Origin of the sequence: Microcoleus sp. B4-C1 (genome assembly GCF_036705285.1) — a bacterium.
Classification (GTDB): Bacteria; Cyanobacteriota; Cyanobacteriia; order Cyanobacteriales; family Microcoleaceae; genus Microcoleus.
The window spans coordinates 52229-65362 of the sequence record NZ_JAUBUC010000035.1; the positions used below are offsets into that span (position 1 = coordinate 52229).

At 46.2% G+C, this 13134-nt stretch carries 16 protein-coding genes; 6 read left to right on the plus strand and 10 right to left on the minus strand.

The annotated features are described in order from the left end of the window. Positions 1–128 precede the first annotated feature (128 nt). The gene (locus QUB26_RS15825; RefSeq protein ID WP_333241832.1) at positions 129–308 is read left to right on the plus strand and encodes a hypothetical protein; all 180 of its coding nucleotides are present in this window, start codon (positions 129–131) and stop codon (positions 306–308) included. A gap of 277 nt (positions 309–585) precedes the next feature. Here QUB26_RS15825 and QUB26_RS15830 read toward each other — a convergent pair whose 3' ends face one another. The 5 genes from QUB26_RS15830 to QUB26_RS15850 all read right to left on the minus strand — a co-directional run bounded on the left by QUB26_RS15830 (position 586) and on the right by QUB26_RS15850 (position 2908). Next, positions 586–714 carry a hypothetical protein gene (locus QUB26_RS15830; protein ID WP_333241834.1) on the minus strand — a complete coding sequence of 43 codons (129 nt, stop codon included), beginning with the start codon at positions 712–714 and terminating at the stop codon, positions 586–588. 100 nt (positions 715–814) lie between these two features. Further along, entirely contained in the window at positions 815–1111 is a 297-nt protein-coding gene (locus QUB26_RS15835; RefSeq protein ID WP_333241836.1) for a hypothetical protein, read from the minus strand. A 589-nt stretch (positions 1112–1700) separates the two neighbouring features. Then, positions 1701–2210, minus strand: a complete 510-nt coding sequence (locus tag QUB26_RS15840; protein ID WP_333241839.1) for a hypothetical protein — start codon at positions 2208–2210, stop codon at positions 1701–1703. 96 nt (positions 2211–2306) lie between these two features. Next, on the minus strand, positions 2307–2585 hold the full coding sequence (locus QUB26_RS15845) for a hypothetical protein (protein ID WP_333302667.1): 279 nt from the start codon (positions 2583–2585) through the stop codon (positions 2307–2309). Between the two features lie 182 nt (positions 2586–2767). Beyond that, positions 2768–2908 carry a hypothetical protein gene (locus tag QUB26_RS15850; protein ID WP_333292942.1) on the minus strand — a complete coding sequence of 47 codons (141 nt, stop codon included), beginning with the start codon at positions 2906–2908 and terminating at the stop codon, positions 2768–2770. An 860-nt stretch (positions 2909–3768) separates the two neighbouring features. Between QUB26_RS15850 and QUB26_RS15855 the strand changes: the two genes are divergently transcribed. Next, positions 3769–3954, plus strand: a complete 186-nt coding sequence (locus tag QUB26_RS15855; RefSeq protein ID WP_333241843.1) for a hypothetical protein — start codon at positions 3769–3771, stop codon at positions 3952–3954. Positions 3955–4016: 62 nt separating this feature from the next. On the opposite strand, the gene QUB26_RS15860 is transcribed toward QUB26_RS15855, so the two are convergent. Beyond that, positions 4017–4205, minus strand: coding sequence for a hypothetical protein (locus tag QUB26_RS15860; RefSeq protein ID WP_333241845.1), 189 nt, complete (start codon positions 4203–4205; stop codon positions 4017–4019). A gap of 403 nt (positions 4206–4608) precedes the next feature. Then, positions 4609–4809, minus strand: a complete 201-nt coding sequence (locus QUB26_RS15865) for a hypothetical protein (protein ID WP_333302660.1) — start codon at positions 4807–4809, stop codon at positions 4609–4611. Between the two features lie 384 nt (positions 4810–5193). Here QUB26_RS15865 and QUB26_RS15870 point away from each other — a divergent pair, with 384 nt between their 5' ends. The 3 genes from QUB26_RS15870 (at position 5194) to QUB26_RS15880 (ending at position 7470) form a co-directional block, all read left to right on the plus strand. Beyond that, positions 5194–6120, plus strand: a complete 927-nt coding sequence (locus QUB26_RS15870) for a hypothetical protein (protein ID WP_333241770.1) — start codon at positions 5194–5196, stop codon at positions 6118–6120. Further along, positions 6117–6893, plus strand: coding sequence for a DNA-binding protein (locus QUB26_RS15875; protein WP_333241772.1), 777 nt, complete (start codon positions 6117–6119; stop codon positions 6891–6893). Before QUB26_RS15870 ends, QUB26_RS15875 begins: the two co-directional genes overlap by 4 nt. 268 nt (positions 6894–7161) lie before the next feature. After that, positions 7162–7470, plus strand: a complete 309-nt coding sequence (locus tag QUB26_RS15880; RefSeq protein ID WP_333241773.1) for a hypothetical protein — start codon at positions 7162–7164, stop codon at positions 7468–7470. 56 nt (positions 7471–7526) lie between these two features. On the opposite strand, the gene QUB26_RS15885 is transcribed toward QUB26_RS15880, so the two are convergent. The 3 genes from QUB26_RS15885 to QUB26_RS15895 all read right to left on the minus strand — a co-directional run bounded on the left by QUB26_RS15885 (position 7527) and on the right by QUB26_RS15895 (position 12180). Next, complete coding sequence (locus QUB26_RS15885) at positions 7527–8579, minus strand: hypothetical protein (protein WP_333241775.1); 1053 nt, start codon at positions 8577–8579, stop codon at positions 7527–7529. Between the two features lie 45 nt (positions 8580–8624). Then, on the minus strand, positions 8625–11783 hold the full coding sequence (locus tag QUB26_RS15890) for a DUF3854 domain-containing protein (RefSeq protein ID WP_333241776.1): 3159 nt from the start codon (positions 11781–11783) through the stop codon (positions 8625–8627). A 163-nt stretch (positions 11784–11946) separates the two neighbouring features. After that, positions 11947–12180: a plasmid partition protein ParG gene (locus tag QUB26_RS15895; RefSeq protein ID WP_333241778.1), complete on the minus strand. Its 234-nt coding sequence runs from the start codon at positions 12178–12180 to the stop codon at positions 11947–11949. Positions 12181–12343: 163 nt separating this feature from the next. Between QUB26_RS15895 and QUB26_RS15900 the strand changes: the two genes are divergently transcribed. Next, positions 12344–12973 carry a hypothetical protein gene (locus QUB26_RS15900; RefSeq protein WP_333241780.1) on the plus strand — a complete coding sequence of 210 codons (630 nt, stop codon included), beginning with the start codon at positions 12344–12346 and terminating at the stop codon, positions 12971–12973. The last annotated feature ends 161 nt before the right edge of the window (positions 12974–13134 follow it).

Here is a 13134-nt window from a genome sequence, read left to right on the forward strand (position 1 = left end):
TTTATTGAGTCCTAGACTCAATTTATTCAGTCCTAGGCTCAATTTATTCAGTCCTCGATTCAACGGGTCAATTTTGACACTATCTGTAGTGGTAAGGCAGGGAGCAGCGCATCATACAAGTAGAGTCTATGCGTCCAGGACTATTATTATTGATTGTTTTGCTTGATGTTCGAGCTCTCAAACTGTCTGCTGTAGGATTGACAGTCAAGGTAGGGGTTGCCAAATTTGTGCTTTTGCTACTTTTTTGGGGAAAAGGCAATCGAAATGGCTTTGTTAAAGTCATGGCTGCACCCTGGATTTTTAATTGATTTGGCGTTGAGTAAATTCGAGGAATCTTTACTTACGCTTACTCCTACGACTGCGCTCAACTTGTTGCTCATCCTTATTATCGGCTAGACTAGATTATAAATATATTAGTTACAATACTGAACTTTATAGTTTTTGCTGCTGCAAGTCCGAAGAAATTTCTGTATATTTACTGAGAGTTTTTTAACTTATGTTAAGTGTTTATAAAAGTAACTGTTTTCATGCGGGAAAATACTTAAATCAGGCAGGAAAATACTTAACGAATCCACTCCAAGCTTCCTAAGCGCCCGTTTCCTCTCGCTCGGCAGCACCGCTTGGTTCATCATTCACTGCTCGGACACCCGACCCACTTCGGGCAAATCCAGCAGTGGCGGCGGTGTCAGCAACCTGACTCTCAACTAGAATCAATTTTCTACTCGGGAGCGATCTCGTTCAAAGAGAGGCATCCTGGGTTCGTGGAGAGCGGGTGTCGGAAGAATGCAGCATACCGAAAGGCGCTCTACGATCTCTAGCTACAAACACTTTCCTCAGAGAGCGGTATTTGGGAAATTTGGCTATCGCTATTTTTGGGGATCGATAGCAGCGTACTTCCCCGAACAACTGATGGGGCGTTAACAGATGTTGAAGAGCAATACAGTAATGCAGTTTGAACCGGGCAAATTCTGCCGCGCCGACAACCGCCACCACATCGGCTGTTGTGACAGTTGTCGGCGTCGATCGCCTCCACAAAAGTCGCCACAACAACAGGAGCAATGTGAGCAATCGGTACAGCCGAAGAGCGGGTAAAAATTAAGCGCCTTGACATCTAGGATGCCCCATTCATAAAGGTGCATTATTTTTTGTCAACACGAATTAGTCAGGGTTTGCGATCGCAAAAACATTGCTTGCTACCGATTGAGAACAGCCATAACCAGTCCCAACAGGTCACGACACGAACAGCACAAAAAAGCAGTAATTTGACCGAAAATTTCAGGCATTTGCAGGATATTTGCAGGTAAATGCAGGTAAAGTGCACCCCCTGCAAATACCTGCTTTCCGCCTGACTTTATACTGTACTTGCCTGACTTTATACTGCACTTGCCTGACTTTAGCGCTCCGCAACAATTAGCTAATTTTTTAGCGTTTTTAACAACAAGTGGATTGACTTAATAGTCAAGTTGTGGTGTCAGAATTGAATTAAAAATCAAGTTGAGCAAGTGTGAGAAAATTGGCAGGTAGCTAAAATTTATGAAGCGATTTTGTAGTGTAGTACCCACTATGCCAGCAATAAAGTTGAGGCTGGACTATCTGGTTTTTGCGTTCCGTTGAGGCTGTTCGCGAGTGTAAGGCTTACATGGTAGTGCGTACTTGAGAGAGTACCCTGGCAACTATTTCCAGCATGAGTATCTGCGGGTTCATAGAGCGACGAGCCTTTTTTCAAGTTCGCTAGCGGCTAAACGTTGCTCCCGCACCCGACCAACTCGAATAGCGTCAATCAAGCTGAGCAAGGCATAAAGTTTTGGATCGTTACTGGCAGCTTGGGGGACTGAACGGTACAGAGGCGCGATTGCCTGCCCTCTGACGACACCTTGAGGGTCAGGCCAGACATAAACCTCAGACGGTGAGGCAATCAGCTTACTTTTCAACGGTTCAGCAGAATGCGCCGTTGGCAGTCCCCGACTTAAGGGGCCGGGTTGGGCATAGAATACATAGCGTAGCCCGTGAACTACGAATTCTAGTAGCGCTTGCGTCAAAATCCTGCGATTTTCGCCATCATAGAGACCTGCTGCTGCACATCGAGAAAGCGCACCATGAACTTCTGAGGCACTCATGCCTAAGCTTTGAGCGAGGGTGTTGTAAGTCCAGGTTGTTTTTTCCCAACTGTGGACTTTGAGTATGGCAAGGATATCTTGCGGTTTGAGCATAGCTTTATTCGTAGGCTCAGCCAGCCTCTGGCATCGCTTTCTTTTCTTTATTCTACATTCGCGAATAGCGAATAATTGAGATGTGGCGACTTTAATTTAATGTTCGGCGCTCGTTGAAGGGCGTGAGTTATTTCGGGAGTACAGCGATCGCTTGTGCCTGACAGGACGTTGTAGGAGCGATCGCACCATAAGTTTCAGAAATTCGGCGGTTAATTTCTTTAGCAGTATAAATATATCTCTGAACATTGCTATTGCTACCACCCATTCCTGCTTTTTGTGCAAGCTTCCTATAGCGATCGGCGATTGCTCACGACAGCAGTCAATAGGATAATCCTTTTTGGGTGTAATGACGGTAGCCTCGACTTCAGCAAGCAAAAGCTAATTTTTTATAGTTGTATAATATTCAGATTGAATCGTAGTACAAATAGTTACAGTTGTCATTAAAGCTTAAGAAAGTATTAAACCCGACCTTACGGTTAGGCTTCCGTAAAAGGAGGGTGCATTATTTCTCTTTCTGCACTTAAAAGTCAGGTTTGTGATCACAAAAACATTGCTTGCTATCGCTCATCCCTGCTTTTTTCCTTGGTTTCCCAGCTTGCATAAATTTGCATAAATTTGCATAAATTTGAGTTTTTTGCTGCAAATACTGCCTCGACTTCAGCTAATAAGTCAAGATGAGCTTGCATGGTTTTACTCATGAAAACTCACAAAAATGCAAAATTATGCAAAAAAAATCACGAAAACTCAGTCCTAAAAAGTTAAATTTGAGGTTTTTTCGTGTCCCGGTACACTTAATATCAATTTAACAATTCAACAGCAAACTCTGCACTCCCAATTCAAGGAATAAGCTTGTAACTCGTGTCATTTAGAGCAAGCTGTACTTTCACAATAGAGCAAGCAGAACTAATCGAATAGAATGTTAAGGTTGCCTAAAAGATTGCCGCCTCGTTATTAGCCATTCAGCTATGACATATTAATGTATCGGAACAATAGCGGTAGCATTTTTTTAGCAAGAGTTGTAGTTCAGTTTTTTTGCAATATTGAAAGCAGTGCTACCGCACTTTTTTACAAAAAAGCGAAGTGCCTCAATATTTTTTGGCTACCAGAATGCTAATAGCGTTACTTCGGCAAGCCAGTAAAATTTGTAGTCAAAGGAAAAGCGGGGAAACTTGTTAAACTAGGCAATGAGAAGGCAGTGACAATTGTGGGGCGATGGTACGGTTGTACTTGATTTCAGAGAGAGCGCGATCGCCACGCGCCTCTAAGTTTTAGGCCGTAACGATGCTACCCAAGTTGAATGGGGACAGTTGCGGTAATTGATGCCAGTGTTGCCAGAAAAGTCGCTACAACAGTATGAGCAATCGGGACAGTTGAATATCGGGTAAAACCAAGCCCTTTGTCACACTTGGTTAACATCCATCAGTGGCATTGATTGGGACAGTGGGATATCGGGTAAAATTAAGCCCCTTGACACCCCAGCCCTAGTTTTTAGGTAGTTGTGGCGATAGCTGCACGGCGATCGATTCAAACCCAAACCTTTGTGGTGATTTGAATTATTTTGACTTTAAAAACTACAACTCGCGACTCAACTCCGCTGCCCTTACTCGAATATCCGAATCAGCCTGCAATTCGCTACCACTGGCTCACCATTGACCCTATCAAGTCGATGCTCGCTGTGATTATCGTTCGTCCGACAGCTAGCACCGACGCGATCGCCTTGCACTTAGGATTACCGCATTCATGAGGGTGCATTGTTTTTGTTTCTGCGCGTAAAAGTCAGGTTTGTGATCACAAAACCATTGCTTGCTACCGAGAGAGAACAGCCAAAACCAGCCTCAACAGGTCAAGACACGAACAGCACAAAAAAGCAGTAATTTGACCGAAAAAGTCAGGCGTTTGCAGGATATTTTCGGGTAAATACAGGTAAAGTGCAGTTCCTGCAAATACCTGCACTTGCCTGACTTTATACTGCAAATCCCTGACTTTATACTGCAAATGCCTGACTTTAGCTGACGCAACAATTAGCTAATTTTTTAGCGTTTTTAACAACAAGTGGATTGATTTAATAGTCAAGTTACGATACCTAAGTTGAATTAAAAATCAATTTAAGCAAGTGCGAAAAAATTGGCAACACAGTAGCCGTTATCTAAATTGAATAAAAAATCAAGTTGAGCAAGTGCGAAAAATTTGGCAGCGTAGTCGCCGTTATGTCAGCCTTGACAGTCGCATAAATTGCTGTTGTCGGACTCGCGCTTTGCAATCGGCTAAACAGTTGTTGTCCGATCGAGCTTGAAAGTCGGGTAAGCACTATGCTCAATATTGATGAGGGTGCATTATTTTTATGTCTGCACGCATTAGTCATGGTTTGTGATCACAAAAACATTGCTTGCTAGCAAAACTAAACAGCCATAACCAGTCCCAACAGGTCAAGACACGAACAGCACAAAAAAGCAGCAGTTTGACCGACAAACTCAGGCATTTGCAGGATATTTTCAAGTAAATACAGGTAGAGTGCAGTCCCTGCAAATACCTGCAAATACCTGATTTTGTACTGCAAACGCCTGACTTTATACTGCAAATGCCTGACTTTAGGACACACAAAAATTAGCTAATTTTTAGCGTTTTTAACAACAAGTGAATTGACTTAATAGTCAAGTTACAGTATCTAAATTGAATTAAAAATCAAATTTCACAAGTGTGAGGAAATTGGCAGCGCAGTAGCAGTAGCCGTTATGTCAGCCTTAACAGTGGAGTGAAATATTATTGTCGGGCCCGCGCTTTGCAATCGGCTAAACTGTTATTGTCCTAGAGAGCTTGAAAGTCAGATAAAAATTTACCCCCTGACCACGCTCGCGACTTAATTTTTTAGGGAGTAACGGCGATAGCCGGATGCACCGCAATTTTCGCGAAAGCTTTATGTGCAGCGAAAGTCGAGACTAGGGTAGGTTTGGGTAAGTTTTTCAAAACGGAATCGAGCGGACAAGTGCCAACAACACCATTTCCCATCATCGCTGTTCCAACAGACGCCGCCTCCGATACCGAGGCGATGGGAACCAAGCCCAAGTTTTGGTTTTACCACCCAGAACTAGGTCGGTGCCTGTACAAACAATCTCGCCCCAATACAGGCGAAGCTTGGGCAGAAAAGATAGCATCAGAACTGTGCGGATTGCTCGGATTGCCCAGCGCCACTATTGAACTGGCAATCTGGAACAGCGCTTTCGGCACTGTTTCTCCATCCTTCGTGCCCTCGGCAGGTACTCTGATCCCCGGCAACGATATTTTAGCTCCCATAGTGCCAGACTATCCCCGATTTCAAGCCTTTAACGTGTCGCAACACACCCTCGATATCGTGTTCGACACCATCAGCAACAGCGCAGTGGAACAGCCCCTCAACTGGACGCCGCCAGACGGTATCGCTACGGCAGGGGACACCTTTGTTGGATACCTAATGTTAGATGCTTGGATTGGCAACACAGATCGCCACCACGAAAACTGGGGATTTGTCGAAGTAAGAGCTACGAAAACGCGCCAGGTGATAGCGCATCTTGCTCCTACCTACGACCACGCATCCAGCCTCGGTAGAGAATTGCTAGACTCCAAGCGGGTCGAACGGCTCAACAACAGTGCTGTGGCTGCCTATGCAGCTAAATGCAGGTCTGCGTTCTATGCTCTTGTGGGGGACAAAAAAGCCTTGTCTCCTCTTGATGTCTTTCAAGCAGCAGCACAACGGCACCCCCAGGCAGCTAGAGTGTGGCAAGAACGCCTGGAGGCAGTGTCGGCTGCTGATACGCTAGGTCTATTTGACCGAATTCCAAGGGAACGTATTTCAGAAGCGGCAATTGCTTTTGCTCAACAGATATTAGAAATTAACCAGCGTCGGCTGCTTTTACTGCTGGAGGAACTCAGTTGAATACTTTATTTGTTGCTTGGAACGAACTACCAAGTCACGCTTGGTTCCCTATCGGTCGGCTGACGAGCGATGGAAATAGCTACCAATTCGCTTACACGGCTGGGGCAATAGTAGCACAACGGCAATGTGGTTTTAAACCTTTGTGGTCGTTTCCAGACTGGGACAAAGTGTACGAATCACCCGAATTATTTTCGGTTTTTTCCAATCGGCTGCTGCGCCCCTCTCGCCCCGATTATCCAGATTTTTTGCGCTGGTTAAATCTCTCCCAATCTGAGAATGACTCCATGTTTTTACTATCTCGTAGTGGCGGACAGCGGGTAACGGATCAGTTGGAAGTTTTTCCCCCTCCCGAAGTGGATGAGGATGGGCGATCCCACTTCCATTTCTTTGCCCGCGAATTGCAACATTTACCTCAAAAAGCCTTAAATCTAATTGACAGATTACAGCCTGGCGATTTGTTGCGAGCAGTTGAAATTGAGCATATTGAAAATGACTATATTCGCCACCGCATTTTATCGCTATCAACAGTCGATGGCTGTCGAGTTGGCAATTGTCCTAAGTATTTGGTGGACTCTGATTTTTTGAGGCTGTACCAAGACCCTGAAAGGGTACAAATTGTGGTTGAGCAAGTCAATTTGTCGCCGGCACCGCAAGCGTTCCGATTACTTTGTCACTTGGCTGTTCAGAGGGGGAGGCGCTTTCAACCGTTTTCTAGTTCGCTGTATCAACCTATTTTATCGGAACTGGCTGCCACTGGAGGTACAATACCTTGAAGGTTTTTGAACTCCCTAATGATTGATAATGGCAGTCATTAGGAGTAAATTTGTAGACTTGTTAGTGGCGTAGATAGCTTATAACATTAGCACTTAAGAGGGTGCATTGTTTTTAAAAAATAAAAATCAGGGTTTGCGATCGCAAAACCATTGCTTGCTACCGAGAGAGAACAGCCAAAACCAGCCTCAACAAGCAAAGGCACGAACAGCACAAAAAGGCAGTAATTTGGCAGGAAATTGCAGGCGTTTGCAGGATATTTTCAGGTAAATGCAGGTAAAATGCAGCCCCTACAAATACCTGCATTTACCTGATTTTGTACTGCAAACGCCTGATTTTGTACTGCAAACGCCTGATTTTGTACTGCAAACGCCTGACTTTATACTGCAAACGCCTGACTTTAGGGCACACAAAAAATCAGCTAATTTTTTTGGTGGCGGCTTCGATCGACGGTGCGAGTGGCGAACAGATAAGTCTGCTGGCCGGCGATCAAGTTACCGCATCAAGCCGATCGCCTGGTTCATTCCGTGTCAGCACGAAGAAATAAAAAAACGGGGCAACGATCGGCACTCCGCTTGAACCGGGCAAGTTCTGCCTCGCCGACAACCGCCAGAACATCGGCGGTGGGTTGTGGGTTAAGCTAGGACACTTTTTGGCGACATCGAGGTGCAACACGCGCCATCGTGATATTGCTGGATTTTGCGTACTTGCAAAGGAATTTTTGACGGTTGTCCAAGTACCCCCAAATTCCACGCGACAGCATTAATGGAGTTCGATCGCACGCGCCAAGGCTTAGGCTCCAGTCTCGCCCGGAAAGTACCTTGCGTTTTGCACAGTTGAGCAAACAATGGGTCGGCGTCAAGTTTGTCAAAAACGAACGCCGCATCTTTTCCCCGCGCATCCCAAGTCCGGGACAATTCAAGCAACCTAAGCCCGTTTTTCGTTTTATAAACCTGAAAAGCCAGCCCCGAATACTTGGTGAATGCTTCAATCAAATTCACAGCCGATTTGATATCCCCGCCGAATCGCGATCGGCAACTCATGTCCTCCCCCTCGATGTCGATATCCACAAACATTACGGAAGGGGAATTAAGTACCAGAACCCCGTAAGAGTTTCGAGTTACGATACCCCCGCCAACACGCTGGATGATCGGCTCCATTAAAGTGTCATACTCCCCAGAGAACGTGACATTGTACCAGGTACTACCCATCCCAAAAATAACGCCCTCTACCACGAGATTTTCCTGTTCCGACAGGTACGGAAATCGTGAGAGCAAGTGCTTTTCCAGCAACGATAATTGCGGGTTCCACTTGATCACTGATTCAGGATTGAGATTCAAAACCACGCCCTCTACTACATCCTTAACTTGCTCAATCGCCCGTCGTTTATCGCGCTTGGACGGCAGAATATCGGGAACTCGACAGGCGGCCACCAATCTCCGATTTAAGACCGTTAATTCCTCCCGCAACTCCCCCACGTTGGGCAATTCCGTCTCGTACTCAGAAAGAGTTCTAAACACAGACACGGGAGATTCTAATTTTTCGAGTTTTTGGTTAGCGATTGCGATCGCCAGTTTTGCTTGCGAGATTTGATACGCACGATTGTTTGTGAGGCGGTCGGTTGCCAATTGGATCAAGGTTTTGCTTGCAAACAGGTAAGTGCGATGGAATTCGAGAAAAGTTTTCATGGGGTAACTCAAGTATTTGGGTAACGACGGGTGTGGGGAGTTCACCTAAAAGCCACAGTCAAGGGAATCTATCAAGCCTTCGCCGTGTTTTAGTTGCCACAATTCGCCTATCCGATCGCGCACAATTGCGTCCTCAGTCACTAGCCAAGCGTTTATGGTGGTGGCGTCGTATTTAGTCCCCGGCGCACCCCAGCCAAACATCTGTGTAATCAGGGTTTGTAACTGTTCCGGGAAGTATTCATCCCACCAAACTGTCGCAATTTCTCGCAATATTTCGGCATCGGCGGGGGCGATAATTTCTGGCTCTGGCACGGGTTGGAGGGGGTTTGGTTCTTGCGGATTGTCGCGAGCGGCCATCGGCTTCGCCGTCAGTTCCGAGAATATTGCTTGCTCCGAATCGGTCAAAGCGGCCCAAACTTTCTCGCGGTTGGCAGCTCCCCTGGTACAGACATCTTTAAGGATTGGCAGAATGTCTGCCGCTGCCCGTCGTGCAGATTCGGGGTCGGGTTCTGCCGTTGCTATCCGAATCATGTCCAGCAGGTTGAGTTCATCTTCGTTGAGTTCAGAGTGCGGGGTTTGACGGAGTTTGTGCGGGGTTTGTGCGGGGTTTGTTGCGGGGTTTAAATCTTCTACTGGTAAGGGTTCTGGTATTTTGACGGGGTTGACGGGGTTCAAACCTACTTTTTCTATTTCCACTGTTTCTGTTTCCTGGTTCGTCTTGTGGCTTTCCTCGTGTGATGCAGAAGTTTCGGTTTTATTTGGAATGTTTAAAGAGTCTAAACCCCGCAAATGGCTGTAATTCCCGTCTGGCAAGGATTCTGAACCCCGTCGTAACCCCGTCGTAACCCCGTCAAACCCCGCATCAAACCCCGCATCATTGGTAGGAGAATCTTGAGGGATAAGTGCCGAAAGTACATCAGAATGAGTGGGCGATGTTTCCCCTTCGGTGCGAAGTCTTAGTCCTTCAATCCAACTGCGACCACGGGAACGCTGCCACTTGACTCCAGTGAGTTCAAGGTAATCGTTGCAGAGCTCCGAGAGCATCTTTGGATACTTGATATGAGAAACTGCTTTGAGGTTGGAGTCGCACCAATTCTTGTAATGTTCGTAAATCTTGCCCGTAGGTGTCGAGGCAGTCGGGTCTACAATCAAGCAATCATCAAAGTGAGCTGCAACGCTGTTGGTTTGCAGCTTCATGTCCCATTCTTCGAGCTTGAATTCTGCAATCTGATTTTTGCCTACCCCTTGAATGCACTTGGTAACTGTGCTGTCAGAAAGGCTAAGAGCCACGGCAATGAGTTGAGAGATTTCTTCATCCATCTCCGCTTCAATGTTTGAGTTTCGCAACACCGTTGGTAAGGGATTGTCGAAGTGAATAAGACACAGACGGCGGTCTAAACCAGTTGTATCGCCTACGAAAATCGGGTTGTTACTTCCAATGATTAGTAAACCGTAGAAAAAAGCATCAGAGGCTGGTTTATACACTTCCCGGTAACTGACTGCATCGCCACCCGTCAAGGACAATATCGCATCTACACCCAAAGCAGTGCGCTCATCTGGACAGGCTACCAATTGCTTGTCGATAATACTGGCAATTGTTGAGCCGTCATCCATATTTTTGAGTTTGCATCCTTTCCAATTCTCTCGACCTACTATTTTTTGAAGTAGTCGAATAAATGTACCCTTTCCGCTCCCCGGCTTACCGATTAAGTGAACGAGCATCTGCAAGTCAAAAAATCGAAACTTAAGCAATCCGTTGATGATTGCCAACAGTTTGAGAATTTTCTTGCGGTTGCCCTGCATTGCCGTATTCATCCATCGGTAAACCTTCGGGCAGTTTAGTTTTAACGTCTCCAACACATCGCTGCTTGTACTGCCCGTGAGAGGCTTGTATTCATAAGGAAGGTGTGAAGTAAACCCCATACCCGGCAAGTGGTCTAAGCGTGTAAACCTGCTAGCATCGAGCACGTAATTATTGAAATTGATGTAACGCTTCCTGTCCCAAGTTTGCCAGCGAGCAACCCTCAGCCTTTTGGTTAAAAGTTTGAGTACGTCAGTTAAGTAGGCGTCCCCGCTGTAAGGAATATTTTTGGCATCAATTACGGTCATTAGTAGACTTTCAAAATTGCCTATTTCGATTTTCTCCCATTCCTTGCCAGTCCATATTCGCCAAGCTTTTTGTTCATTGTCAAATTTCCAGTGATGCCCGTATTCTTCGGCTATTTGCGCTGCTGTTTCGCGGGGGGTAGGAGGTTTTTTCTGGGTAGGCTTATCCCCTTCTTTTTCGTCGCCAAACAGCTTTGCTTTACCAAGAATCCTTCTGAATTCCTCAATTCCTTTGTGCTGAATAAAATCATCCATGCCTTTAAATTCTCCGTTCGGGCCTGCATCCCAAAAGCCTGTCACGGTGCGGACTGGTACACCGAATTTGGCTAATTGTTTGGCTAGTTTTCCTTCTGCTCTCCAGATGTTCGGGTTGCTAATGGCATCAGCGTCGAAGGCAATGATAAAGCCAAATCCGGCCTCTGCGAGCTTTCTCAGCGCGGGTACTAGAAATCGCTGATTTTCGGGGTCGCGGGCTTTGCCTGTCAGGCCTTGCTCTACTCCCAGCAAGGAAATTGTGGGGATGCCATTTGAGCACCCGGCAAGGGCTTTAAATACTCCCTCAGTAAGGAGAATATAAGGCACATCATTGATATAAAAAGCTTCTCGCTTTAGGGCTTCAATCTCCCAGTAGAGCGGGTTGTCGGGAGATGGGGGGAGGAGAGCGTCAAATTCTCCCTTTGGGGAAAGGTATTTCGGGGGTTCCTTTTTGCCTCGCTTCGGCTCCCGGATATCAGGCCGGAATTGTACCTGCCCGTTTTTCCCTATGAATAGGATGCCCGCTGATTTGACCGAATACCCCAAATAAAGCGAAGCTTGGGCGATGCTGGCACTGTGGCCGCAGGCGCGGGCCCAATCATTGAGTAAGTCTCTACCTGAGATGTGGGCTTCGTGGTCGGGGGTGAGGAATTTTTCGCCGATGCTACATAGAACTCCCCCTAGCTCCAAATTTTCTGGCTTTTGAGGGGGGGATACTGCTAGAATTGAGGCGGATTGGGCTGTTGCAATATCTGCGTTCGAGGGGGATAGGGAATTATTGGAATTTTTTACAGATTTGCTTGTATTTTTTTTAGAGTGTGGCACAATGAGTGTAGCTTTCACTGTTTGTTAGACATTGAAAGGTATATTCCTAGCTCTGGTTCTTGGCAAAGATTTCACAGAGTTAGGGTTGACTTGATACAAAAACAATAACTCAAGAGCGCCGAAGGTAAACTGCTGGAGGCGCTTTTGATTTGTCTTTTGACCACTAGACACTAGCTAGACATTAACTAGCATCCTTGGCGCTTCCCTTACGCTTGGCTTTGGTTTTAGCCGTAGCAGGGGGCTTTGTGGGGGCTGGTAACGAAGCGGGTTCATGCTCCTTCAGCCACTGCATTATCAGCTCTTCCAATACTTCAGACATATCCCGACTCTGTAAAGCGCACGCTGCCTTGAAACGCGCTCTCACCGACTCAGGGACGCGACTTCTAATGAATACAGGGGTTTCAGATTCAGGCACAGGCTAAGTCTCAGTTTTTTCCTCCTTATTGTCACATGGCTATAAACATTTTTGTCTGTGATGACTACTGTGCTATTACATTATTGTGCTATTGTGCTATAGTGTCACATATCGATAGAAATCGTTTCTATCGATAAAAGTCGTTTCTAAGACAAGTTGAACTATGGAACCCGAAACCGAGACGGTGATTGACGTTGAATCCGAACCAATCGATAGTTTTGATTCGCCAGAGGAGCCAGAGGATGAGGAAATTTGGTACTCTGCGGTGCAAATTCAAGGGCTACTGAAGCTGAGCAAAGCAGGACTGCAACAATCGATTTCTAAACTTCAGAGCATCTACGGCCTCGATATCGCAACCTTACGCCGTGGCGCTGCGCGGGCTACTCAATACTCTGAGCTTGCTCTCAAAGCTTGCAAATTATTGAATGCAGGAAAACTGAGTGAACTGCGGAAACTTGTAGAAGCTGCACCGACCGCGACCTCTTCCGCACCCAGTGGAGCATTAACAATCTCCGAATACACGCCTGCACTCGATCGGCGAATTGCGGAATTGAACCAAAATGCGACTTCTACTTCGGCATCTTTGAATCAAAATGTGCAGCAGCTTCTGGCTCAAATTGCTTCCGAAAACCAAGCCGCGCAACAACGCGACTCCGATTTGAATACAGCCGAAATCAACGCGGCTCAAAACCGTGGGGCTGCACGGGCGCTGGCCGTTTTTCAAGCCGAACAAAAAGCCCAAGCTGAAGTATTGGCTCAATTGCGGGCGATGAAACTGGGGGCGGAATCATGAGCTTCTACAAAGTTCAAGTCAAGCGCGAGTACAACGCACCGCGAGTGTTCAATGTAGTTGCCAACAAATCTCAGGACGCTGTTGTAAGTAGGTCGGCGAAAAAAAACAAAACTATGTTAAGATACATAAAGAAAGGTAGAAATTTAGTGAGGTAATTAATA

What these genes read in the sequence shown, in the direction of transcription:
- QUB26_RS15825 (WP_333241832.1), top strand. Translation starts at nt 129, where the DNA reads ATGCGTCCAGGACTATTATTATTGATTGTTTTGCTTGATGTTCGAGCT.
- QUB26_RS15835 (WP_333241836.1), bottom strand. Translation starts at nt 1,111, where the DNA reads ATGTCAAGGCGCTTAATTTTTACCCGCTCTTCGGCTGTACCGATTGCT.
- QUB26_RS15840 (WP_333241839.1), bottom strand. Translation starts at nt 2,210, where the DNA reads ATGCTCAAACCGCAAGATATCCTTGCCATACTCAAAGTCCACAGTTGG.
- QUB26_RS15850 (WP_333292942.1), bottom strand. Translation starts at nt 2,908, where the DNA reads ATGAGTAAAACCATGCAAGCTCATCTTGACTTATTAGCTGAAGTCGAG.
- QUB26_RS15880 (WP_333241773.1), top strand. Translation starts at nt 7,162, where the DNA reads ATGCAGGTAAAATGCAGCCCCTACAAATACCTGCATTTACCTGATTTT.
- QUB26_RS15885 (WP_333241775.1), bottom strand. Translation starts at nt 8,579, where the DNA reads ATGAAAACTTTTCTCGAATTCCATCGCACTTACCTGTTTGCAAGCAAA.
- QUB26_RS15900 (WP_333241780.1), top strand. Translation starts at nt 12,344, where the DNA reads ATGGAACCCGAAACCGAGACGGTGATTGACGTTGAATCCGAACCAATC.